Here is a 20,526-nt window from a genome sequence, read left to right as displayed (position 1 = left end):
CTTCATTGCTCGATGCCGGTGGCCGTGATCAGCGCCGGGTAGTGCCGCAGGCCCAGACGCTCGGCTAGGTCGTCGCCGGACACGTGCGCGAGGGGTACGCCGGGCACCAGGGCGCGCAGCCGCGCCAGGCCCTGCACGGTCTCGACGTTGACCACCAGACCGACCGCGCCACGCTCGCGCAGCGCGGTCGCCTGGCGGCGAAGCCAGGCATGGGACGCCTCGTCGTCACCGACGACCACGAAAGGCCGCAGGCCCGGAGCCTCGATCACCCGCCGCGCGACGGTGCCGGGCGTGAGCTTGGCGCTGTGCACCGGCAGCATCGCGGCCTCGTCCGCCGGCGTGGCGGGAACCTGGGGCGTCGGGATCGGCGGCCGGGCCGGCGCGTTGGCGCGCGGCTGAAGATTCAGGGCCTCGTAATACGGCAGTGCCGATGCGCCGCCACGGTCTTCGACCACGATCAGTGGCTCGCCGGCAAGCGAGGCCAGCGGCAGACCCGCCAGCAGCACGAGCAGGCCCCGTAAGGCCAGATGGAATGTCGTCATGGGGATGTCTCCTGGCGCGCGGCGAGGACCGCGGCGGTTGGGCGCGCGCCCTGCACGCGGGCAAGGTGGCGGGATACGCTGCGCCGGTAGCGGGCGGCAGGCTCACCCCCGGCAGGACGGTGGTAGCGGCCGATCGCCAGCAACCAGTCTTCGCCCGGGGTGTGCTGCTCGCGCAGGATCTCGGCGGCGATGGCGAGGTTCCGGTACGGGTCGAGCAAGTCGCAGGCGCTGGCGTAGCGGTGTTGGTGGTAGCCGAGGTTGATCTGGCCCAGGCCCGCGTCGATGCGCGTGTGCGGCGTGGAGCGCATCGCCCGCTGCAAGCTCGCGCAGGCGTCGGCACGGGTCGCATAGCGGCGCGATTGGCCGGCGACGTTGAGCGACCACGGCCACGGGACGATGCGCCCGTTGCGCCGGATGCCGCTCTCCTGCAAGGCCACGGCATAGAGCACCGTCGAGGGGATGCCTGCGCGCTGTGCGGCGAGCTGGTAGGCCGGTGGCGGAACCTCTTGCGCATGGGCCGCGCCGGCGTACAGGCCAGCGGCAAGCACCAGTGCGCGCAGCGATGCGACTACGGCTGGCGCTGCCATTGGCCGTTCACCTCGCGCACGACCGCGGGCAAGTCGCCGGGCAGGCCCAGCGACAGCCAGCGGCCGCCGTCGTGGTTGAGCGTGATGGTGCCGCGGCGCACGCGCGCCGGATCGACGTTCGCGCGTTTGGCCCAGTCGCGGATGCGCGCATCGTCCTGGCGGCTGCCGACCATGTACAGGTCGAACTCGGTTCCCGAGGATTGCAGGCGCTGTACGAGCTGGCCGCAGGCTTCGCAGCCGTCCTTGACGAACACCGCCGTGCGGCCGGAGCCGCGCGTGGCTCCCGCGACCGGCTTGTCGTCGGGCAAGTTCACCCGCTGCATGCCGGGGTTCAGACGCTGCCAGGCCTCGTCGTATGCCTTCTGGTAGGCGAGCAGCTTCTCGACGCGGCGCGCTTCGACCTGCACCTGCAGCTCTGCGTAACGGCGCCGTTCCTCGTCGGTGCGCGCCTCGATGCCCAGGGCCGACAACGGGTCCAGGTTGGGCGAGTAGATGCCCAGCGGCCCGTCCATCAGTTCGCGGTAGCGCGCCCACTCCTGCGGTTGCAGGCCCCAGTCGCTCGCCACCCGGTCGTCCAGAATGCGGGCGACAAGCGGGCGCTCCTGGCTTTGCGCATTGCGGGCGGGAGCCGTGGCGGGCTGCTGCGCCCAGGCGGGCCACTGGGTGGACGCCAGCAGGAGCGCGGAAAGGATGATCGATGGCTTCATGCGATCTGCTCCGGTCAGGGAATCGCCACGCGGCGGGTCTGGTCGCCGGCCTGGAACACCGCGGTGTTGCCCTCGACGGCCTGCAAGTGCCACGGGCCGACCGCATCGCCGGGTAGCAGCACCTGAAGCTGGTCGGGCGTGAAGTCGCCACTGCTCGGCGCGACGGACACGCTGCGCTCGCCGGCACGCAGTTCGGCACCGACGATGCGGAACGGGAGCGGCGGCGGTTCGGGCTTGGCGGCGGGCTTGTTGCTGGTGCGCGGCTGGGCGGGTGCAGCGGCGCGCGCAGCGGTCTGCCGCGCCTTGACTTGCTCGACTTCGGCGCGCAGTGCCTGAAGGTCGTCGGCAGCGGCATAGGCGCTCAGCGATTTCTCGACCTGGGCCGCGCGTGCTTCCAGGATTTGACGGGTGTCTTTGAGGTCTGCCGCCGTGGCGACGGCCGGACGCTGCTGGATGGCCTCGACGGTCTCGGCCAGGCCCGTCGCCTGCGCTTCGAGGCGTTGCAGGCGGGAATCGAGGCGCTCCTGGTCGGCCTGGTCGTTCATGGCCTGGTAGCCGAGGGCCACGAAGACACTGAGGCCGAACAGCCAGAGCCACATCAGGCTCTGCACCACCACGGCGGCGGTTGAACGCTGGGCGGGTTGCGGGGCGTTCATGGCTGGCCTCCCGATACCGCGGGCGCCAGCGGGAACGTCTGCACCGCCTCGGTGGCGGGCGGTGCGGGTGCGTTGTCGGCGGCCATGCTGTCGCCAGGCCGCTCGAAGCAGATTTGCCGTGCGCGGTCATCCGCGTGCAGTTCCCAGGCCGGGCCAGCCAAGGTGAGCAGCGCATCGCGCAAGGTCATGGGGCCGAGATGCAGGTGCGCCGCCGGCAGCGGCAGTGCGTACAGCTCGATCACCGCGCGCGCCGTCTGGCACAGGCCGTAGCCGCTGCGCTTGAGGACATGCCGCAGCCCGTCGCCGACCGTGGCGCGGGCATCCTCGGGCATGGCGACATCGATGGTCTGCAACAGCAGGTCGCGCTGCGCTGCCGTGGGTGCCAGTTCCACGAGGGTGTAGCGGCCGTAGCGCACGACGGGGATGTACTCGGGCGCCTCGGGTGCGGGCGCGGCCGAGACTTCCTCGATGGTGTCGGGCGCGACCGGCGCGGTCGTCGCGCAGCCGCCAGCCAGCACCGACCAAAGCAGGCCGAGAAATCCCGCCAGCAGGCGGCGTTCGGGATGGTGGAACCAGGGTGGAGAGGGGCACATGGCGCGTCGTCCTGAAACATCGAGCCATCACCTTCGTCCCTCGGGCCAAGAGCGGCAGCAAACAATGCGAATCAGGCAGCGCCCGATTTCCCGACAGCCTCCCTCCAAAGAAAAAGGCCCCCGAAGGGGCCAGTGAAAACGCATCGGGCTTCGCCCGATCAATCCCGAGCCAGCTTCAGGCCGGGATCGACCTGTGCCAGTTGGGTGTGCGACCAGCAGCGCACGAACTGGCCGTTCTCACCGAGCGGCCGGTTCGCCACCGCCGCCGAATACTCTTCGGTGTCGCTGGTGTCGTAGCAGATGACCTTGATCTCGCCGCTGTCGCAGCGGATGGAGTGGATCTGGCCGTCGGTCATATCGATCACGACGACCTGCGGGACAAGGCCCAGTTCGCGGGCGGCCGACAGGATGGGGCCGTATTCGGCAGTGTCGAAGCAGACGAACGGCCCTTCGTAGCGGGCTTCCTCGGCCAAGTCCCTGGCCTTGTCGTAGTGGATACCCAGGTCGTATTCCTCCTGGGTGATCCTGACCTTGAAGATCGGCATGTCGGGACCACCGGAGGCATCGACGCAGGCGACCGCGATTTGCATCTCGATCTCGCTGCCGTCGGCAGGTTCGGTCGAGGGGATGACGGCTCGGCCCGTGGGGGCGTCGTCGTCCATGCCCATGCGCTCGCGCATTTCGTCGGCGAATGCCTCGGGGGCCATCAGGCCATAGCGCGCCAGGCGCACGGGGATGTCCTCTGCACTGAGGTTGCCGTCCTCGATGCGCTGCTGCATGAAGGCGGCGATCTCGGCTTCCAGTGTTTCGTGGTCGGCCGCCGAGGGCACCTCGGACACATCGATCGACCAGGTGTCCACTTCCGCGGCGGTATCGCCGCTCAGCAGACCCTCGCCGATGGCGAGTTCGCACATGCGTTCCAGCCGTGCCAGCAATTCCGACGCGGCCTCGCCGTTGAGCAGATAGGTCACGTCCAGCGTCAGGCGCGCATTGACGGTTTCGGGCGTGGCTTGGGTAGTAGCGTTCATGGAAATCTCCTTGGGATGAAAAAAGAGCAGCTACGCCCACGGTTCCCGTGGACGTGGCTGCAAGGTGGGAACAACGGAAAGCCGGCGGCGCGAGGCCGGCGTTGGCGTGGGGATCAGGCGGCGACCAGTTGCCGGGCCAGTGCGACCTCGACGGAATCACCGTCCTGGTTGAGCACATCCAGCCCGGATTCGGGTACATCGCCGGACGTGCTTTGGGACACGAGGATCTTCTTGGCCATCAGCGCGAGGCACGCCATCTGCGAAGAGGCGGCGTACCCCAGGTAGATCACCTTCACGGCGAGCTTCTGGCCGATCCGCCACGAGCGGCGCGCGGCCTGCTGCAGCGTGTACACGTTCCACCCCGATTGCAGGAACACGATCGTGGGGAATTCGAGCAAGTCCAACCCGGTCTTGACGAGTTCGGGGTTCGTGATGAGCACGTCGATGCCCCGGTCGATCTGCTCGGCAATCCAGTCCTCGCGCTGGCTGGCATCCACGCTTGCGCGCAGCACCGCCACCTTGAAGCCTTCCTGCTCCAGCAGCATCTTCAGCCGGCTCGTGGTGTCCCGCGTGCCGGTATAGACCGAATACACCAGGGTCTTGCGACCCGCTTCCTTCTCCTCGCGGCAGATGTTGATCAGTTCGCGTTCCTTGGGCATCACCTCCAGCTCGTTGAACTGAGCCGGTGTGAATGCCAGCACCTCGCGCGTGCGCGGATGGCGGACCGTCTCTGCCCTGAAGCAGCAGTCGGGCCACGCCAGCAGCGTGTTGAGAACCACGCCCAGCAAAGTGGTGTCCCGCTTGCGCAAGGCCTCCTTGAGCTGTTGCGTCAGGCTGGAAGCCAGCTTCTGATACGCCTCGCCTTGCTCGGCGCTCATCGCCACGTCCCGGAACTCCTCGTCATACGGTGGCAGAACACCGCCGATGTCTCGCAGCTTCAGGAAGATGGTGTACGGCAGGATGCACCGCAGCACGCCCTTGGGGCCGAAGCCGGGGGCCTTGACCGTTCTGACCGTGACCTTGCTGCCTTTGGCCGTCTTGTGCGCCGGACCGTCGGACTCGGAGTAGATGTCCTTGAGGACGCCGTGATCCCTCATAAAGGCCATGGCGGCGGCGTTCATGCTGCCGTTGCGGCCGGGGATGTAGCCGTCCTCGATCATGCGGCCCGGAAGCGCGCGGAACAGCAGGTGGAAAAGATCGTCGGCGTAGCCGCCCATCAGCGTGCCGGTGAGCGAGACCGTCTTGCGGACCTTGGACGCGATGACGCCCATGGCCTGGCCTTGCGCCGAACCGCCCGTCTTGTACTCGTGGGCCTCGTCTGCGATGAGCAAGTCGAACGTGCTGCGCGGCAGATACCGCTTCACATATTCGCTGGGTTGGTAGCCGCCTTCACCGAAGCCGAACTCCATGTTCGCCATGGCCCGCTCCATGCGGTGCGCTTGGCGGTCGCTGAAGACCAACTTCCCGCTCGCGTCCATCAGGTTGATGAAGTTGTGCAGGTTGTCGCCGAGCATCGAGGCCAGGAAGCTGTCCCCGAAGGTCTTCATCAGCTTCTGCGCGGTGGCTTCGCCGATGGTGGGAATACGCTTCAAGGCACGCAGCACAGCCGAGGACTGGTCGCTGCCGGACAGTGACCGCGGACGCATCAGCGTCCACAGCGCGCCGCCGCAGCCATTGCACTTGCGGCGGAACTCTTCCGCCTCCAGCTCCTGAGCATTGATCGGCTCGCCGTCGAGGTTGGTGACGACCTCCCCGCAGTGCGGGCACGCCCCTACGTCGCCGTGACGGGTGTGCTTGCGCGCGAAGGCGGGCTTCCAGTGAAAGCCCATCCTCATGCGGACACGACCGAGAACGAAAAACTCCTGCGCCGGCGAAGGCACGCCAAGCTGCTCGCGCAACTTGATCAGTTTGAGCAGCGTGTCCGGGCCATTGAGCACCCAGACCTTTGCGCCCGCGACGGTTTCGAGGATTTCCCGGCGCCACTTGTAAACGAGGTGCGGCGGGCTCAGGACGAGTGTGCGGCGATAGCCTTCGGCATGCAGGACCGCGGCCAGCGCAATGCCGATCGTGGTCTTGCCGGTGCCCATCTCGCCGTTGACGAAAACGGCCCGCTCGCCCTGGTTGACGAGCAGTTCCGAGGCCGCATGCACGACCTCGGCCTGGGCGGGGAACAACTGGCGTTTCAGCCCGGCCAGCACCAGTTGCCGGTGCGGGCGCGGTGTGCCGCTATAGACGGGCGGGTTCGCCCGATTGAGGGATTCCAGCAGCTCGTCCCCGAACTCGGAAACGAAGTCCTGAAGGCTCATGGACAGTTCGGACGGTTCCTGTTCGAGCAGGTCGTCCATCTCGGACGAGGGGTCAGCGGCCGGGGCCGCGTCGATGACTTGTGCGTTCATGGTGATGCTCCGAAAGAAGAACGGGGCATGCACCACTCCCCAAGGGGCGGTGACATGCCCCAGGGGTGGGAAGGAAAGACCGGCCGGATTCGGGATCTGGCCGGTGATGACGACGATCAGTACTCGCTGGGCAGCAGCACCGTGGTGACGCTGCGATCCCATTCGGTGATGACCCAGACCTTCAGGCTCGGGCCGACCTCATAGGCAGAGAACAGGCGGGCCTCACCCGACTTCAGCGCGGCGTCGTTCTGGCGCCGGTCGCTGTCGTCGAGGTCGCCCCAGTCGGCAGACAGATGCCGCAACAGGTACGGACGGGGATTGAGCTGGCCTTGTTGAACCAGGCTGGCGACGCCCGAGGTCATGACGACCTGGCCGGGGTTGAACCTGGGAAAAGCGTGTTGGGCAACGGTGGACATGGAGATGGCTCCTTCAGGAAAAGAGGCACCTCGCCCCGTCGGGGCGAGAAACCCCGGTGGGTGGAAAGAAAACGCGCCGCGGCTGCGGACGCTGGACGATCAGTTCACGGCCCCTTCTTCGGGCAGTTGCACGACCGTGGTGCGCTGGTCGTCACTGGTGATGACGAGCAGGAACAGCTTCGGTGTGATCTGGAAGCGCGACGTCATGGGAGCGCTTTGCTCCAGCGCGACGTCGTTCAACTGGCACTCGGCCTCACTGGCCTCGCCCCAGTCGCCGCGCACATGGCGCTGCACATAAGGCAAAGGGTCGATGAGGCTCTTGCTTGCCAGCCAATGCACCTTCTCACTCAGCTTGAGCGTGCCCGGTGCGAAGAGTGGTGGAACCTTGGGCTTGCGCCCCTGGAAGATGGACAGCATGGGGATACTCCTTACAGGTGATGAACAACAGGCGGCAAGCCGCCTGCGGGGTCAGTGGATGGTGAGAACCTGTCCCAGCGTGGAAGAGCTGGGTGTGAGGTCCCAGGCCCGAATCACCGGCACGAACTTGTCCGTCAGGATTCGGGTCTCGGCCAAGGAGCCGTCGTCGCGCTCGCGGTATTCCACGGCGGAAGACTTCTGCTTGAACGTGTCGCCCTTGACGGCCAGGGTGCGGCCGGTGGGCGACTGCACGACACCGGAGATCGCGCCGGCCGCGAGGGCCAGTGCCAGGTGCCACTGGGACAAGGCGCGTGCCGGAGCACGCAAGGTCTGCTGGGTCGCGCCCAGATGGGTCTCGAACGCAGGCCACAGGCCTTTGAGGCGCCGCACTTCGTCGGCGAACTGCTCCGGTTCCATGCTGATCCGGTAGAAATACTCCGGCTCGGCCTGGGCCGTGGGGACCACATACGGCAGCAGCGTCCATTCGGGCGGCAATTCTTCCGCCTCCTGTTCGCCCAGGCCGATTTGCAGCAGCCGGGCGCGGGACGCTTTCACGTCATCGCCCGCCTGGTCGCGCTGCCGGACACGACGCCCGAACACCACGACCTGCTTGAACTGCTTGTCCACCGCCTGGAACACGGACAGGTCCGTGAAATGGCGTGTCAGCCAGCCGACCATCTCCTGATCCAGCACGTAGGACGGCAGGATGAAGACCAGGATGCCGCCGTACTGCAACAGGGGCAGCGTGCGCTGGTAGAAGAGCTTTTCCAGCCGGGCGCGGCCCTTGCCTTCGTAGCCCAGGTTGCCGCTGGTGTCCCTTGCGAGATCGCCATACGGCGGGTTGAGCCACAGGAGGCCGAAGGCCTGCCGCGAGATCATGGTGTCCATCAGGTCACCGTGGATGCAGTGATCGACCAGCAGCCGGGCGTGGGTGGCCCGCTCCTGGTCGAACTCGACGGCATAGGCGCTGGCCAGCTCAGGCCCGAGGGCCTGGGCGGCTTCGGCGATGGCAACGCCTTCGCCTGCGCAGGGGTCAAGAATGCACATCGACCCGTCACCGGATGCCAGTGCGCCGAGGGTTCTTTCAAGGGTGGCTTCGTCGGTCGGGTAGTACCCGTTCTTGGCGAAATTCCGAGCGAGCCTGGGGAACATGAGTGCCATGGGAAGTCTCCTGTCTGGTTGGGATGAAGGACGGAAGCACGCCAAGGCATGCCTCCGCGTTGGGTCAAACCGATTCCACTTCCGGCGTCCAAATCCTGGCCGGATAGGGATAGGCGGTGAGCACGCCCTGGCGGATGAGGTCGCCCAGCGCTTCGGTGAGCGCGGGCACGTCGATGGCGAGCCGGAACCCTTGCAGCGGCCCGAGGGCCATGCGCAGGGAGCACAGCATTTCGCGCTCGCGCAGCAGCGCCAGGACTGGCGTTTGCCAGTGGTCCAGCAGCGGCAGCGGGCATGTGTCCTTGACCAGGTGCCACAGGCGTGACGTTGGATCGGCCGCGGAGCGCGGCAACAGCGCCAAGGCGCTGGCCGAACTCTTGTCGGGCCGGATGCAGCGCCGGTCGAACAGCCAGAGATTGACCATCGAGCCGAACAGCGTGCGGCGATAGCTGCGGGTCAGGCGCTTTTCAAGGCGCTCGACCGAGCCGACGAACACGGGCAGCGAACCGCCCTGGTCGGTGACGACGTGGAACTGGTCCAGGCCGTCCTCGCTGCGGCCCAGGGTGAGCCGCCCGATGAACTGCTGGATGGCGGTGTCGCGCGCCCAGACCGAGAGAAAGATCAAGTCGCCCTGGTTCCCGCAAACGCAGGCATCGGCCATGAGGTCGCTGCATTCGTCGATGCGGTACAGGGGCTGGTCGGATGAAGTTGCAGGCATGGTGGTTTCCTCGATGTGAGGGGCGCACCGCCCGCAGGGGCAGTGAATGCCCCGTTAGGGATGAAAACGCGCAGCGCCAGGGCGAATGCCTCGGCTGCGTCGCAGGTGACGTCAGGCGCTCAGTTCGGTGAACGAACCATCGGCCTCATGCTTGACGACGCGATTGCTGACGTTCCCCGCGTAGTCCTTCTGGACTTCGGTGAACATGCTGCTCGGCACGTCGATGTGGAAATGGCCCAGGACCGCACGGTAGTAGTCCAGGCCGTGGCCGAACGGGTCTTCCTCGTGCAGGTTGCTGTACAGGAAATCCTCGTCCTCGACCTTCATGGTGCTGTCGATCAGCTCGGCAGGCTTGCGGATCGTCATGAAGAAATAGCGCAGTGGCCGATCCCAGCCGAGCATGACCGTGATGGGAAGTCCCTTGTGATGGGTCTCGAAGTAGTGCTGGCTCATGGTGGTGTCCTTGGATGAGCTGGAACAGCACCGCCCGCGTGGGCAAGTGCTGCCCTGGCGGGTGGAAGGAAGAGATTCAGGCCGTCAGCGCCGTAGCGGATGCCAGGGCGGCGGTCGGGGTACGCCGTCGTGCGTGGTAGGCGCGAACGCCTGCACGCCAGTCGGCGGACTGCTCCGGTGCGAGATCCAGATAGGACAGCGGGCACGAGTAGTAGTACGGGTGCATGGATTCGTCCAGCGGCTTGTAGCCCCACTGGCCGCCGCTGCATTCGAGCAGGTCGCAGCGGATGTAGCGCAGGGACTGGCCCTGCGAGAGATCACGATGCACGCCTTCGACCTTGGCAGTCATTTCGATCACGGACCACAGCACGTTGCCGCGCAGGGTGTGGGCGATGACCTTCGCGCTGACGCGCTCGGTCTCCTGGGGTGCGACCAGTTCCGCGATCAGGTCGGATCGCGATTGGGAAGAGAAATACCAGCCCATGAGAGGCCTCCTGAAAAGTGGAGCCGGAGGCCTCCCCGTGGGGAAGACACCCAGCGGGTGATGGAATGCCGCGCGTGCGGCGATGGATTTCGGTGCGGACTAGGAACCGCAACCGGCTGGGCAACAACCCAGCGTGATCCCGTGCGAGCAGCAGCCGTTTTCGGCGAGCCACTCTTGGGTTTCCTGCCGTTCGGCAGGTGTTGCGTAGTCCCATTCCTCGGTAGCGATTTCCAGGGCATGGGCGCGCTGGCTTTCCGGCAACCGACTGACTTGCGCGTCGATCTCGGAACTGAAAAGCGTGACCCAGTGTTCCCAGGCCAAGCCGCAACCACGCTGGGCGTGCTCGGCAGCCGTCTTGCAGACAGCCTGCCACGCGGGTTCGTCCAGCGTAGAACGGGGGGTATCGCAAGCGATGGTGGACATGATGGAGACCTCCAGAAAAATGCCGGAGCCTCCCCCGCATGGGGAAGGAACCCCGGCGGGCGGATGAAGAACACCGCAGATGCGGCGTTTGCGATCACGCAGGTTCCAGTGCGGCCTGACGGCTCCACTCCTGCGTCTGGTACTGGTGCTTGTAGCCCAGTTGGCCCAGGCGGGCGACCTGCGCGCGCAAGGTGCGCCGGTCAATGGTCGAATCCAGTCGGACGGATTCGCCCAGTGGCCACAGGATGCCGAACAGTGCGGCGTCGCCATCTTCGGCGCTGCCGGTGGCAGCAGCCGCAGCGGGCGTCGGCGCATCCACACCGAAGGGCGTGGTATCGACCAGCGGGTCCGCGGATGCCTGCACGGGTGCGGGCTTGGCGGGTTTGGACGTTCTGGCGGGCTTGGCCGGCGTTGCCGCTGGCTTCGCTCCCAGCTCTTCATCGAGCGGATCGATTTCCTGGGTGGCGAAGCTGCGGGCCTCGTCACGGCTCAGTTTTTCGATGCCGTTGAGCGTCATGCCATCGAGGTTGGCGCGGACTTCAAACCGTGCGCCACCCGCGACCGGATAGGACTTCGCGAAGATGTAGCGGATGACGAACTCCCCGTCGTACTTGCCTTCGGGGTACTGCTCCAGCTCCGCGTCCTTGATGGCGAACTCGCCGATGGGGGTGGTCAGGCGACCGACCGTGAACGGGCCGTTCTTGCCGCGGATGGTCCGCAATGTGAGCTGACCCGGGACGACGATGGGCAGGACTGATCTCGCAGGTGCCGATGTGGCTGCCATGATGGTTCTCCTTGGGAAATAGGAAAAAGCAAGGCCCCGTGAGGGGCCATGCCGGATCAGAACGACTCGGCCATCGCCGGCTCCTGCTCCTCGACTTCTTCTGCGGGCTCGCGCTCGGCGGGATCGACAGGTTGGTCGGCAGCGGTGTCGGCGGCAACCTCGGCTTCGGGCGCGGGTGCGTCCTCGGCCTGCGGCGCCTCGGCTTGCGCCTGGCTCGGCGAATAGACCGTCTTGCCGTCGATCTTGATGAGACCGATGTGGATCAGCGTCGATTCCAGGCTCGCTCCCGGTTCCCCGGCGCGCTCGCCCTTGGTGCGGATGTACGGATCGATCTTCATGTCGTTCAACTTGAAGCCGATCAGCACCTTGCGATCCCCTTCGATGGCCTGCACGCACCGGCGTACCAGGTGCTCGGCCTCGGGGGTGGTGACGATGGTGTCGAAGTACCGATATTCCGGTTCACCGACAGGCCCGGCCAGTGCCGCGACGCAGCACGACAGGAACGGATCGCCATCCTTGGGGGTGATGTCTTTCGGACGGCTGAGGTAGCCGATGCCGCGCGTGATCAGCTCGTGCTGCCTGATCGAAGCCAGTTCGGCCCGGTCAAGCGGCTCGGCCTTGAGCAGACGCGCCTTGAGACTGGCGCCCGGCTTGCCGGCGTGCTGGCCCTTGTCACGAATGTACGCATCGCCCCAGAGGTCTCCGAGGCGGAAGCGCACCAGCGGGCGCTGCTTGGGATCGTCAACGCCGATGTAGCGCTCGACCAGCTTCTTGGCATCCGCACCGGACACCTTGACGTCGAAGTAGCGGTAGGTCGGGTCCTTGGCGGAACCGACCAGTGCGGCGATCGTGCATGCGATGAAAGGCTGTGCGCGGCGGCCGCCCCGAACGGGAACCTCGCGGGCACGCTGGATATATCCGATGCCCGAGGTATGGATGTCGAAATACGATTTCTCGTTGGACGTGGTGTTCATGGTGAATCTCCATTGGGATGAAGCGGAGACACACCGGCCCACGCATGCGGGGAAAGGTGCGTAACCCCGCGGTGGGTTGATAAGGCGAAAGCATCCGCCACCAAGACTGGTGGCCGCTCGCGGACGGATGCGGTGCGAGCTGGGTGATCAACGCGGTGGAACCGCGCCGTAGCCTTGAAGATCGTGGCTACCTGGGATGCTGCTGACGGCTGTCAGCGAGGCATGGGGGCAGCATGGGCGGGGTTCGCGCGCGCGGCAGCAATCAATCGGCATCCGGGCGTTTCCCTTTGTCCGCGCCGCCTGGCGCCTGCCACAGGCACTTGGGGCCGCGCAGGTGCTCGGGGGTGTCAGCGCGGCGACGGCTGGGGCGGCTCCAGGCGCCGCCGCCGCGCGTGCCGACCAGCCGCCAGCCGGCGGCGCGCAGGCTGGCACCGCCTTCCTCGGGCAAGAGTAGGTGATCAGCCGCGTGTAGCCCAGTGCCTTGGCCGCCTTCCAGGCGGCGCCGTAGAGCTTGCTGCAGGCGTTCGGTGCGCCGTTGGTGCAGAGCCTGGTGACTTCGAGGGTCCAGCCGTCGTCCAGGTGACGGGCGACCGGGCGGCCGACGATGGCCACGCCGCAGATGCCGTCGCTGCCGGGCAGCGCGACCGCGATGGCGAACTTCGCCCCTTGAACCGACCGGTGGTGGCGGTGGTGCTCCGAAGGCATTGGCACAGCGCAAGGACACCGGCAGCAGGTGCAGCGATGGCGAGGACGGTGGCTTGCCCATGCGCATCAGTCGCCGCAGAAGCAGGCGATCGGCTCCTCGGCTGCATCGAACAAGTCGCCCTGATCGGCAGCGAAGCGCGCCAGGTCGGCGTAGCTCGGGCCATCGGCGCGGAACCGGGCGCCGCTGGGCTTGCTCGCCAGGTTCAGTGACTCCATGCGAACCCACCACACGGCGGCCTCGGGCCGCGCCTTAATGAGGGCCAGGCGCTGCCCGCGAGGCTTCAGGAAACACAGGTCGCAGTTGCCTTCGAGCGTGCGCCCGTTGACCGTCAGCAGGTCGAGGTCGAACGGCTGCGCCTGCCAGAAGGCGCCCACGTCGCGCACGGTGACGCCGGCGTCCGCCAGCGGCATGCACATGGTCTCGTGGGTCGATTCGGTGGAGTGTCCGCGCGCGCGAATCTTGGCGACGCGGCGCTGTTCGTCGGCGCGGATGCCGATCATCTGGTCCCAGTCCGTCCAGCCCAGATGCCGCAGGTAGCGGTGCATCGGGCGAATCTTCAGGCTGGTCGTGCAGCCGCGCGCGACGGGATTGGGCAGGTACTGGCGCTTGCGGACCAGCGCCTCGAACGGCTCGCCCTGGCGGCTGGCCCGGTCGAAGTCCACCAGCGTGAAACCCGGCTCGATGGACAGGTATTCCAGCCAGTGGATCGGCACCCGCCAGTGCTCGGCGCAGTCGCGCACGAAGCGCAGGGTCGCTTCCACTTCCTTGTCGGTGTTGGCGAAGCAGACCACGGTGTCGGCAGGCAGGCCGCCATTGGCCTGCAACACGCGCCAGAGCATGTAGGCGCTGGTGCGCCCGCCCGAGAAGCTGATGCAGGTCGGCTGGGTGATCTTGAACGGGTCGTGCATGCGGTCGTCTCCGTGGGAATGTCGGCGGGCATGCCGACGAGGCGGGCCAAGGCGGCCGGAGACGAGCGCGCACACGCAGCAATGGCCGCGGTGCGGAGAAAAGAAAGCCCCCATGAAGGGGGCCATGAGGGGACGGGAGTAGCCGCGCTACGCCGATGGCACCACCTCCAGCGACAGGTGCGTCGTGGTGGCGGACAGCATCAGATCGTCCGTGCCGTGCAGGATGCGTGCGAAGACGCCTTCCTTCGGGTCGAAGAATTCGCCGAAGTCGTCGCCGCCCAGCTCGGCGCGCGCCAGTTCCCACCAGTCATCGAACGGGTCGGTATCCGGGTTGCAGCCGACGGCATAGGCCAGCAGCTTCACGCGGCCATCTGGACGGCGCTCTCCCTGCTCGGCGAGGAAGTACACGCCCTGGTCCTTGGCGAGGACGACGCGGCATTGGTTGGCGACGGCCTCGGCTAGCACGGGGCGCAGGTCGGAGCCTTTGAATCGCAGTGACATGGTTGATCTCCTGAAGAAAAAGGCCCTCCACCTGAACGGATGGAAGGCCTGCGGGGCAAGTCGCCGGTAGGCTGCGGACTCAGCCGTAGTGCTGCCGGGCGTCCTGCCATGTGACGAAGCGTGCATCCCGGCCGACCGAGACTGGAAGCTCTGCGTCCAAGGCCTCTTCGAGCGAGAAGTGCGTTGCCTGGTCGAACTGGACCCAGCCGAACTCGTTGGACCAGAAACCGGCGCTGTCGCTGGTGGCCGACTCGTTGGGCGAATACACCACCCAGCAGTCATTTGCCTCGGACGTCATGCTGCAACTGCCTGACGGCGCCGGGAAGCCTTGGCATCGATCACGCTCACGTCGATCAGGCGCCAGCGCCCGTCGTCGATAAGCCGCTCCAACACTTCACCGAGCATGTCGAAATACACCTCGTCGTGCCGATCGACCAGTTCGCCGTCGTGATGTAGTTCCACCACGTAGGTGTCGCCCGCGCGGTCGTACAGGATCGTCACCCGGCCCTCGAACTTCGCGGTCGAGACCGTGAAGCTGATCGCCGGAGGCGTTTCGATGATCTTGGACGGCGTGGGATCGACGCAGGTGAAGTCGCGGGCGCCCGCATCGACCAGCATGTGGGTGATGCGACGGAACCCGTCGGGTGCCGGCATTTCTTCCAACTGCTGGATGAGCTGCCCCAGTTCCATGCACTGCGGCTCGGGAATGGGCAGCTTGGCGGGCGCGGAGCCGAGGATGTGCCTGGTGATGGTGTAGGGAACACCGTCCGCGGTCTTCTCGGTGATTACTTCCGGGGTGTCCGCGCGCAGGCCGTCAAAGCGGCGGCGGGCATACGGTTGGACATGTACCTTGGCGCCTTCGCTGGGAACGGTAGTCACCAGGTGGGGATCGAGCACCGCGAACTCGCTGGGCTTGAGCTTGACGACGATGGCGTCGTCGTTGGCCGCGACCACCTTGCCGTCGAAGGGCTGGGGATCGAACGCAAATCCCAGTGACGAGGGTTGCGGCAAGCCGTCGTACACGCGGTAGCTGTAGGTGCGCACGTTGCGGGGCACATGGCCTGCGACAAGCGAAGGCATCAGAGTTTTGACGAGAGAGCGATCCATGGGAATCTCCTTGAAGAAGAACAAGGGATTCCCCGCCCGCAAGGGAGAGGTCCCTTGTGGGTGGATGGACGCGGCGCGTCCGTAGGAAGAAACGACCAGCACGGTTTCCCGCGCGTGCAGCCTTGAAGGTCTCGGCTGCCTGGGCATGTGCCGGCAACGCCGACGAACATGGGGCAAGGATGGCCCTGGACCGGGCTACCCGCCCGCATGAAACGGCACCGCGCCGCACCCGGTTTCTGGCGCTGCGGGCAAGAAAAAGCCCCTCGAAAGGGGCTGGTTGGGTCAGGCTTCGTACACGAAGTAGTGCTCGCGCTGACGCGGGAAGAAGACATGCTTCCACGTGTCGCCGCTGGTGTTACCACCGTCGAACACGACCATTTCGTAGTCGTCGATGTCGGTGTCTGCCAAGTCGGCGCTGGCGATATGGCGCATGTGCAGCGTGCCGTGCGTGCGCTCGAATACCAGGATCTGGCCGATGGCATCGTCCTGGCTCATGGCGTTGACGCAGGCTCCGAGCTGGTGCTCGAAGTCGGGTGCGCGCGAGATGAGGTCGGGGAACATGAGGTTGCTCCTATGAAATGGACCAGCCCGGCTCCTGGGGGAGACGGGCTGGCATGGAGAAACAATGAGGAAGGCCGGCGTGTCGCGCGGCTGCTAGGACTCGGCCAGCGGCAGGCCCAGCAGCGCGGGTGCGTCGGCATCGAAGATGAGGATGCGCACATCGGCTTGGCCGGCCAGTTCAAGGATGTTTGCCAGGTCGTCCGGCATGCCCTTGTTCCGGTGCTCCTGCCGAAGCTGCTCGGCGGTGATGCCCTCGGCGTGCTCCAGGTTCTGATCCGTCCAGGGCGTGGAGATCAGCTTGACGCCGATCGCCGGGCTGTACGGCACACGGAAGGCGATGAACAGCATGGCCTCCGGCGTAGCGATGTCCGCCAGGTCGGCGAGGTAGTGCCAGGTATCGACCGTGATGTGCTCACGGCTGATCTCCCAGCACCGGCTGTAGTAGCCGGTCTCGAAACTCAGGCGCTGCACCACTTCCCGCGCTGCCTCGGCCGAATAGGCATCGCCGACGTGGACTGGGCGGCCGTCGAAGTCCTCGCCATGGATGGCATAGACCACGGCACCAATCACGCCTTCGCCGCTGACGCCTTCACCAGCATCGCATTCGGCCAGCACTTCGTCGCTCAAGGGTTCAGGGCCATTGCTGATCACGGCGAAATCGTTGGTGACGATGCAGGACGATGAAACCAGTTCTTCGTCGGAAAGGAATTGCTGGCTCGCGTGGATGTTGCGCCAAACATGCGGGCTTCCATCGTCGTAGCTGATGCACAGCGTGCGGACGATTTTCAGATTCCAGTAGCCGCGAAGGAAGGGATTAGGATTCTGGGACATGGGATCTCTCCAGATTGAATAATGGAGCCAATCCCCGCCACCGGGAATTGGACCCGGTGGGTTGAAAAATGGAAAAAGCGTCAGGAAGTGCCGACCATGGCGTTGTCAGCACTGCGCTGGACTACGGGAAATAAATGAGGGGCACGGCCTCGTGGGCGCGTGCCCCTCGTGGGGAGTGAACGAAGACGTGGTGGTGTGCCGGAGACCGGCTCACCAGCCGTTGTAGTTCACGAGCAGGTCGGCGAGGACCTTGCGGCGTTGCAGGTCGAGACCGTCGAAGTCCGACAGCCCGTGGAAGTGGCAGCGCTTGAGCATGGCACCGCCCTCGCGCGCGTTGTAGAAGCTGACCATAGCGGACAGGAACATGCGTTCGCCGCTGCTCAGGACGCCGAGGGCATCGTTGAGCCGCAGCATGTTGGGACGCAGATCCCACTTGCTCGTGGCCTGGTTCAGACCTTCACGGGTGCCGTCGCCGAACCACTCGGGGCCAGCGATCTCGACGCCGCGCTTCCATGCCTCGAAGAAGGCTTGGGGCGCGGCAGCGAAATGCTGTTCTTCCCGCATGATCTGATCGACGACTTCCCGCGGCAGTAGCTGGTTCATGACGTGATTCCTCCAGTTGGATCAGGGAATGGCGAGCTGGGACCAGCCGCCTCTTTCGAGGGCACGCCGGGCCGCGGCGTAGCTGCGGAAGTACTCGCGGGATTCCCGCGAAACGGGACCTTCGGTATCGCGCGTGCCGATGTAGTGGCCGGCGGCGCTTTGCAGGACTTCGAGCGGCAGGAACTTGCCGCAGTAGGTCGAGGCCAATTGCCCGAAGGTTTGGCCGAAAGAGGCTTGCTGGGACATGGACGGGCTCCTTGGAAAAGCGGGGCCTCGTCCCTCACGGGATGGCAGCTCCCGCACGCGGTTGATAAAAAGCATCAGCGTCACGAGGACGCGCGTCCGCGGAATTGATGCGATGCGGACTGGCGGGCAACGCGGGAGAGACCCGCGGCAGCCTGGAACCCTGGCTGCTGGCATGTGCTGACCGGAATCAGCGAACATGCGGGCAGCTTCGTGCGCGGGCCGCGTCGCGTTAGTTGGAAAACGGCATCCGGTCCAGCCCCGATTGATAGGCACGGGGAAAAGAAAAAGCCCCGCACGAGTGCAGGGCTGTCAGGAGGGTGCGATGGTGCTGGGTCAGTCGGCCTTGTCGCCCAGCACATGCTGCTTCCACAGGTCGAATGCCTGCTCGGGCGCAAGCTCGGCGAGGATGACGATGGGCTGGGCCTGCCGGGCGCGCAGCGAAGCGAAGTACGCTTTGCGGTCGGCGATGGCCTTGAGCTTGATGCCCTTGATGAACAGCAGTTTGCCGTCCTTGATGAAAAGCACCTTGTTGGCGATGTCGCGGTTGAACGCGGCTCGCACCTTGCGTTCCGCGTGCATGGCATCGGCCAGTTCATCGACCAGGAAGTCGAGCGTCATGTCGATGTAGTGAGGGTCTTCGCCCTCCTGGCCGAGGTGGAGCGGCGCAGGCGGCAGGCCCTTGGCGAAGGCTTCGGCCTGCGCCAGCAGCGCCACCTTGCCGCTGAGCGCACGCAGGAACGTCGAGCCGCCGTGGCCGTCGTTGCGGGCCTCGGCGATGGGAGTGCCGTCGAACACGACGGTGGCGCTGAAGCACATCGTTTCCTCGCTGGCGAAATCTGCCACCTTGAGGTTCTTCAGCGTGATGCGGTCTTGCTTGGTGATGTTGTCCATGGGAAGTCCTGAAATCGACCGGGTGGCGACATGCCCCTGACGGGACGTGGCGGCCATCCCGTGGGTTGGAGAAAAGAGGCATCGATGCCCCGGTGGGCAGCGTTCGCCGGTGAGATGCCGAGGCGAACTGGCGGGTGGCGCGGGGGGAACCCACGGCAGCCTTGACACCCTGGCTGCGGGCTGCTGCCGATACGTCGGCAATGCAGGAGGGAGAATGGCGCGGCCCGCAGGCTGCGTCGCCGATCAATCCGAAGCGGTCGAGCCCGTCTTGTGCAGGCACTGCACCAGGCGCTGGCCCAGCCATGCCATGCACGGGACGGCCATGGAGTTGCCGATTGCTTTGTAGCGCGGCGCATCCGCGGCGGGCTTGCCGCGGTAGGGGATCAGCGTGTAGTCATCGGGCATGCCTTGCAGCCGCTCGCACTCCGTCGGCATCAGCCGCCGCACCCGCCAGTGCGACCAGTCGCCGGGGCCGGGGTCGTTCCAGTCGTAGCGGAAATGCGCCTCGAAGTCGGGGGCCAGCACATGGGGCTTGTCCGCGCCGCCGCCGCTGGTACGCAGTGTGGCCGCTACGCTGCCGCCCAGCTCCGCTGCAAGGCCCTGCTCGCGGCCGCGCAGAGACACGCAGGCCACCATCGGCACGCCGTAGCCCGGCTTGCCGTTGGACAGCACGGTGCAAGCCACCTGGCCATGGCCCGACTCGAAGCGCACTTCACCACGGTTGTTCTGCGCGAAAGCGATGGCGGGTACGACACCGGCGTTCGCATGGCTGTTGCGATGCCCGCCGGCGCGCAGCTGTAAAAACGCAGAAGTGGATGTCCCGCCGCAACACTGGGCGTCCCTGAGTTTGCTCAGTTGTGATGTCCCCGCTATCGCGATGGGCAGCAAGAAGGCGAGCGGTGCGCTCCTCAGGGTCTGTGAAGGGCGCACACTAGGGGTCCCGCCGCAACGCCTCCGGACCGAGTGGTCCCGTCTGAAGCCTACGAGGCGGCGACTGAAATCCTGCGGACCGCCGCCAAGCCATTCGCGCTGGCGCATGTGTTGGCTCTCTCTCCTCCATTACACCGTGTGGCCGTAAAGGCGTAGGCGTCGGACCGGTGTGGCCGGGCGGTCGGGTGTTGTGGTAGTTGGACTGCGTGAACTCCCAAGCCGACAACTTTGACGACGACCAGGAAGCGACCGCCGAGGGCATTGCCGACATTGAGGCAGGCCGGACTATCAGCCACGAGGCTGTGAAAGCCTGGCTATTGTCGTGGGGAACGCCGAACGAACTGCCGCCCCCCAAGGTTGGCGATTAGCTGACGGCAACATCGGAAGGCATGTCGCTGAGCTACCCTTTTGGCGGCCCCCAAGCACCTCATGCGACCCCTTTTGGCGTAGGCCGATGCGAGCGTCTCCTTGGAGGCATCGCATGCAGCAAGGCACATTATTCACCCGGCGGACGGTCGAGCGACATTTTCGCAAACATCAAGCTCGCTGCCCGCCGGAATACCGCGAGATCCTCATCGAACGGATTCTGGCCAAACGGTGGACAGAAGCCTCGCTAGGCAAGGTCGTCGGCATTGTGGCCTCAACCTTCGCCCGCCACCAACTTACCGACTACGATCGACTTTTGGCGATCTCCGGTATGGCTCGCGCCGAGGCGCGGTTAATTGTCAGCCGCGAAGTAAGCGACATTCTAGAAAGCTGGCGCAGCACCGCGCTCCCCTAGCCAAATCGGTGGAGCGAGCCGCGCGCACGCTTATCCGCCGGTGCATGGCTATGCACCCCCGCCCCGTCCCAGCGCCCAATGCGCTAGGAGTAGCTTAAGCACTCCGCTGGCATCGTCGAGACATG

General features: G+C 66.0%; 26 protein-coding genes and 2 pseudogenes. 1 reads left to right on the top strand and 27 read right to left on the bottom strand.

Features of this window, described 5'->3' with window-relative positions:
• Window positions 1-2: 2 nt before the first annotated feature.
• From N5C88_RS06140 to N5C88_RS06010, 27 genes and pseudogenes are all read right to left on the bottom strand, one after another.
• Window positions 3-542 (bottom strand): integrating conjugative element protein, encoded by a 540-nt coding sequence (locus N5C88_RS06140; RefSeq protein ID WP_022580328.1) that lies wholly within the window; start codon window positions 540-542, stop codon window positions 3-5.
• Window positions 539-1,129 carry a transglycosylase SLT domain-containing protein gene (locus N5C88_RS06135; RefSeq protein WP_022580327.1) on the bottom strand — a complete coding sequence of 197 codons (591 nt, stop codon included), beginning with the start codon at window positions 1,127-1,129 and terminating at the stop codon, window positions 539-541. Before N5C88_RS06135 ends, N5C88_RS06140 begins: the two co-directional genes overlap by 4 nt.
• Window positions 1,111-1,836, bottom strand: coding sequence for a TIGR03759 family integrating conjugative element protein (locus tag N5C88_RS06130; protein WP_022580326.1), 726 nt, complete (start codon window positions 1,834-1,836; stop codon window positions 1,111-1,113). The genes N5C88_RS06135 and N5C88_RS06130 overlap by 19 nt, the downstream gene beginning before the upstream one ends.
• Before the next feature lie 14 nt (window positions 1,837-1,850).
• Window positions 1,851-2,492: a hypothetical protein gene (locus N5C88_RS06125; RefSeq protein ID WP_022580325.1), complete on the bottom strand. Its 642-nt coding sequence runs from the start codon at window positions 2,490-2,492 to the stop codon at window positions 1,851-1,853.
• Window positions 2,489-3,085: a PilL N-terminal domain-containing protein gene (locus N5C88_RS06120; RefSeq protein ID WP_021264225.1), complete on the bottom strand. Its 597-nt coding sequence runs from the start codon at window positions 3,083-3,085 to the stop codon at window positions 2,489-2,491. Before N5C88_RS06120 ends, N5C88_RS06125 begins: the two co-directional genes overlap by 4 nt.
• A gap of 158 nt (window positions 3,086-3,243) precedes the next feature.
• Complete coding sequence (locus N5C88_RS06115) at window positions 3,244-4,113, bottom strand: hypothetical protein (protein ID WP_021264226.1); 870 nt, start codon at window positions 4,111-4,113, stop codon at window positions 3,244-3,246.
• Between the two features lie 113 nt (window positions 4,114-4,226).
• Complete coding sequence (locus N5C88_RS06110) at window positions 4,227-6,509, bottom strand: helicase-related protein (RefSeq protein WP_021264227.1); 2,283 nt, start codon at window positions 6,507-6,509, stop codon at window positions 4,227-4,229.
• Window positions 6,510-6,625: 116 nt separating this feature from the next.
• Window positions 6,626-6,925, bottom strand: a complete 300-nt coding sequence (locus N5C88_RS06105; protein ID WP_021264228.1) for a hypothetical protein — start codon at window positions 6,923-6,925, stop codon at window positions 6,626-6,628.
• 99 nt (window positions 6,926-7,024) lie between these two features.
• Window positions 7,025-7,342, bottom strand: a complete 318-nt coding sequence (locus tag N5C88_RS06100; RefSeq protein WP_021264229.1) for a hypothetical protein — start codon at window positions 7,340-7,342, stop codon at window positions 7,025-7,027.
• A gap of 51 nt (window positions 7,343-7,393) precedes the next feature.
• The gene (locus N5C88_RS06095; protein ID WP_021264230.1) at window positions 7,394-8,503 is read right to left on the bottom strand and encodes a DUF6094 domain-containing protein; all 1,110 of its coding nucleotides are present in this window, start codon (window positions 8,501-8,503) and stop codon (window positions 7,394-7,396) included.
• 64 nt (window positions 8,504-8,567) lie between these two features.
• Window positions 8,568-9,218, bottom strand: a complete 651-nt coding sequence (locus N5C88_RS06090) for a hypothetical protein (RefSeq protein ID WP_021264231.1) — start codon at window positions 9,216-9,218, stop codon at window positions 8,568-8,570.
• Window positions 9,219-9,329: 111 nt separating this feature from the next.
• Window positions 9,330-9,671: a hypothetical protein gene (locus N5C88_RS06085; protein ID WP_021264232.1), complete on the bottom strand. Its 342-nt coding sequence runs from the start codon at window positions 9,669-9,671 to the stop codon at window positions 9,330-9,332.
• Window positions 9,672-9,747: 76 nt separating this feature from the next.
• On the bottom strand, window positions 9,748-10,155 hold the full coding sequence (locus N5C88_RS06080; RefSeq protein ID WP_021264233.1) for a hypothetical protein: 408 nt from the start codon (window positions 10,153-10,155) through the stop codon (window positions 9,748-9,750).
• Window positions 10,156-10,254: 99 nt separating this feature from the next.
• Complete coding sequence (locus N5C88_RS06075) at window positions 10,255-10,578, bottom strand: hypothetical protein (protein WP_021264234.1); 324 nt, start codon at window positions 10,576-10,578, stop codon at window positions 10,255-10,257.
• Window positions 10,579-10,672: 94 nt separating this feature from the next.
• Complete coding sequence (locus N5C88_RS06070) at window positions 10,673-11,362, bottom strand: DUF3275 family protein (protein ID WP_280014979.1); 690 nt, start codon at window positions 11,360-11,362, stop codon at window positions 10,673-10,675.
• A gap of 56 nt (window positions 11,363-11,418) precedes the next feature.
• On the bottom strand, window positions 11,419-12,336 hold the full coding sequence (locus N5C88_RS06065; protein ID WP_022580324.1) for a DUF3577 domain-containing protein: 918 nt from the start codon (window positions 12,334-12,336) through the stop codon (window positions 11,419-11,421).
• 262 nt (window positions 12,337-12,598) lie between these two features.
• Window positions 12,599-13,108, bottom strand: a pseudogene (locus N5C88_RS06060) (XF1762 family protein).
• Entirely contained in the window at window positions 13,108-13,950 is an 843-nt protein-coding gene (locus N5C88_RS06055) for a phosphoadenosine phosphosulfate reductase family protein (RefSeq protein WP_280014977.1), read from the bottom strand. The pseudogene N5C88_RS06060 and the gene N5C88_RS06055 overlap by 1 nt, the downstream one beginning before the upstream one ends.
• A 147-nt stretch (window positions 13,951-14,097) precedes the next feature.
• Window positions 14,098-14,451, bottom strand: a complete 354-nt coding sequence (locus N5C88_RS06050) for a DUF3085 domain-containing protein (RefSeq protein ID WP_021264238.1) — start codon at window positions 14,449-14,451, stop codon at window positions 14,098-14,100.
• 79 nt (window positions 14,452-14,530) lie between these two features.
• Complete coding sequence (locus N5C88_RS06045) at window positions 14,531-14,749, bottom strand: hypothetical protein (RefSeq protein WP_021264239.1); 219 nt, start codon at window positions 14,747-14,749, stop codon at window positions 14,531-14,533.
• Window positions 14,746-15,558, bottom strand: a complete 813-nt coding sequence (locus N5C88_RS06040; RefSeq protein WP_021264240.1) for a hypothetical protein — start codon at window positions 15,556-15,558, stop codon at window positions 14,746-14,748. The genes N5C88_RS06045 and N5C88_RS06040 overlap by 4 nt, the downstream gene beginning before the upstream one ends.
• 282 nt (window positions 15,559-15,840) lie before the next feature.
• Window positions 15,841-16,119, bottom strand: a complete 279-nt coding sequence (locus N5C88_RS06035) for a hypothetical protein (protein ID WP_021264241.1) — start codon at window positions 16,117-16,119, stop codon at window positions 15,841-15,843.
• Window positions 16,120-16,212: 93 nt separating this feature from the next.
• On the bottom strand, window positions 16,213-16,950 hold the full coding sequence (locus N5C88_RS06030) for a hypothetical protein (protein ID WP_021264242.1): 738 nt from the start codon (window positions 16,948-16,950) through the stop codon (window positions 16,213-16,215).
• Between the two features lie 210 nt (window positions 16,951-17,160).
• Window positions 17,161-17,553 carry a hypothetical protein gene (locus N5C88_RS06025; RefSeq protein WP_021264243.1) on the bottom strand — a complete coding sequence of 131 codons (393 nt, stop codon included), beginning with the start codon at window positions 17,551-17,553 and terminating at the stop codon, window positions 17,161-17,163.
• Window positions 17,554-17,574: 21 nt separating this feature from the next.
• Complete coding sequence (locus N5C88_RS06020; protein WP_021264244.1) at window positions 17,575-17,799, bottom strand: hypothetical protein; 225 nt, start codon at window positions 17,797-17,799, stop codon at window positions 17,575-17,577.
• A 333-nt stretch (window positions 17,800-18,132) separates the two neighbouring features.
• A complete protein-coding gene (locus N5C88_RS06015; RefSeq protein WP_021264245.1) occupies window positions 18,133-18,690 on the bottom strand; it encodes a hypothetical protein in 558 nt (185 codons plus the stop codon).
• A 243-nt stretch (window positions 18,691-18,933) separates the two neighbouring features.
• Window positions 18,934-19,485: pseudogene (locus N5C88_RS06010) on the bottom strand (DNA cytosine methyltransferase); the annotation flags it as partial.
• Between the two features lie 616 nt (window positions 19,486-20,101).
• Between N5C88_RS06010 and N5C88_RS06005 the strand changes: the two are divergent.
• Window positions 20,102-20,401, top strand: coding sequence for a DUF2293 domain-containing protein (locus N5C88_RS06005; protein WP_001183923.1), 300 nt, complete (start codon window positions 20,102-20,104; stop codon window positions 20,399-20,401).
• Window positions 20,402-20,526: the final 125 nt, after the last annotated feature.

Origin of the sequence: Achromobacter sp. GD03932 (genome assembly GCF_029839485.1) — a bacterium.
Taxonomy (GTDB): Bacteria; Pseudomonadota; Gammaproteobacteria; order Burkholderiales; family Burkholderiaceae_B; genus Achromobacter; species Achromobacter bronchisepticus_A.
The sequence above is the reverse complement of the archived record's forward strand: the minus strand, read 5'-3'. Positions and strand labels throughout refer to the sequence as shown.

Excerpts from the sequence above, each read along its gene's own strand:
- N5C88_RS06005 (WP_001183923.1), top strand. The coding sequence starts at position 20,102 with ATGCAGCAAGGCACATTATTCACCCGGCGGACGGTCGAGCGACATTTT.
- N5C88_RS06030 (WP_021264242.1), bottom strand. The coding sequence starts at position 16,950 with ATGTCCCAGAATCCTAATCCCTTCCTTCGCGGCTACTGGAATCTGAAA.
- N5C88_RS06055 (WP_280014977.1), bottom strand. The coding sequence starts at position 13,950 with ATGCACGACCCGTTCAAGATCACCCAGCCGACCTGCATCAGCTTCTCG.
- N5C88_RS06020 (WP_021264244.1), bottom strand. The coding sequence starts at position 17,799 with ATGTCCCAGCAAGCCTCTTTCGGCCAAACCTTCGGGCAATTGGCCTCG.
- N5C88_RS06140 (WP_022580328.1), bottom strand. The coding sequence starts at position 542 with ATGACGACATTCCATCTGGCCTTACGGGGCCTGCTCGTGCTGCTGGCG.
- N5C88_RS06085 (WP_021264232.1), bottom strand. The coding sequence starts at position 9,671 with ATGAGCCAGCACTACTTCGAGACCCATCACAAGGGACTTCCCATCACG.
- N5C88_RS06065 (WP_022580324.1), bottom strand. The coding sequence starts at position 12,336 with ATGAACACCACGTCCAACGAGAAATCGTATTTCGACATCCATACCTCG.
- N5C88_RS06095 (WP_021264230.1), bottom strand. The coding sequence starts at position 8,503 with ATGGCACTCATGTTCCCCAGGCTCGCTCGGAATTTCGCCAAGAACGGG.
- N5C88_RS06015 (WP_021264245.1), bottom strand. The coding sequence starts at position 18,690 with ATGGACAACATCACCAAGCAAGACCGCATCACGCTGAAGAACCTCAAG.
- N5C88_RS06025 (WP_021264243.1), bottom strand. The coding sequence starts at position 17,553 with ATGAACCAGCTACTGCCGCGGGAAGTCGTCGATCAGATCATGCGGGAA.
- N5C88_RS06125 (WP_022580325.1), bottom strand. The coding sequence starts at position 2,492 with ATGAACGCCCCGCAACCCGCCCAGCGTTCAACCGCCGCCGTGGTGGTG.
- N5C88_RS06120 (WP_021264225.1), bottom strand. The coding sequence starts at position 3,085 with ATGTGCCCCTCTCCACCCTGGTTCCACCATCCCGAACGCCGCCTGCTG.
- N5C88_RS06105 (WP_021264228.1), bottom strand. The coding sequence starts at position 6,925 with ATGTCCACCGTTGCCCAACACGCTTTTCCCAGGTTCAACCCCGGCCAG.
- N5C88_RS06100 (WP_021264229.1), bottom strand. The coding sequence starts at position 7,342 with ATGCTGTCCATCTTCCAGGGGCGCAAGCCCAAGGTTCCACCACTCTTC.
- N5C88_RS06115 (WP_021264226.1), bottom strand. The coding sequence starts at position 4,113 with ATGAACGCTACTACCCAAGCCACGCCCGAAACCGTCAATGCGCGCCTG.
- N5C88_RS06130 (WP_022580326.1), bottom strand. The coding sequence starts at position 1,836 with ATGAAGCCATCGATCATCCTTTCCGCGCTCCTGCTGGCGTCCACCCAG.
- N5C88_RS06045 (WP_021264239.1), bottom strand. The coding sequence starts at position 14,749 with ATGACGTCCGAGGCAAATGACTGCTGGGTGGTGTATTCGCCCAACGAG.
- N5C88_RS06135 (WP_022580327.1), bottom strand. The coding sequence starts at position 1,129 with ATGGCAGCGCCAGCCGTAGTCGCATCGCTGCGCGCACTGGTGCTTGCC.
- N5C88_RS06035 (WP_021264241.1), bottom strand. The coding sequence starts at position 16,119 with ATGTTCCCCGACCTCATCTCGCGCGCACCCGACTTCGAGCACCAGCTC.
- N5C88_RS06110 (WP_021264227.1), bottom strand. The coding sequence starts at position 6,509 with ATGAACGCACAAGTCATCGACGCGGCCCCGGCCGCTGACCCCTCGTCC.
- N5C88_RS06090 (WP_021264231.1), bottom strand. The coding sequence starts at position 9,218 with ATGCCTGCAACTTCATCCGACCAGCCCCTGTACCGCATCGACGAATGC.
- N5C88_RS06070 (WP_280014979.1), bottom strand. The coding sequence starts at position 11,362 with ATGGCAGCCACATCGGCACCTGCGAGATCAGTCCTGCCCATCGTCGTC.
- N5C88_RS06040 (WP_021264240.1), bottom strand. The coding sequence starts at position 15,558 with ATGGATCGCTCTCTCGTCAAAACTCTGATGCCTTCGCTTGTCGCAGGC.
- N5C88_RS06075 (WP_021264234.1), bottom strand. The coding sequence starts at position 10,578 with ATGTCCACCATCGCTTGCGATACCCCCCGTTCTACGCTGGACGAACCC.
- N5C88_RS06080 (WP_021264233.1), bottom strand. The coding sequence starts at position 10,155 with ATGGGCTGGTATTTCTCTTCCCAATCGCGATCCGACCTGATCGCGGAA.
- N5C88_RS06050 (WP_021264238.1), bottom strand. The coding sequence starts at position 14,451 with ATGTCACTGCGATTCAAAGGCTCCGACCTGCGCCCCGTGCTAGCCGAG.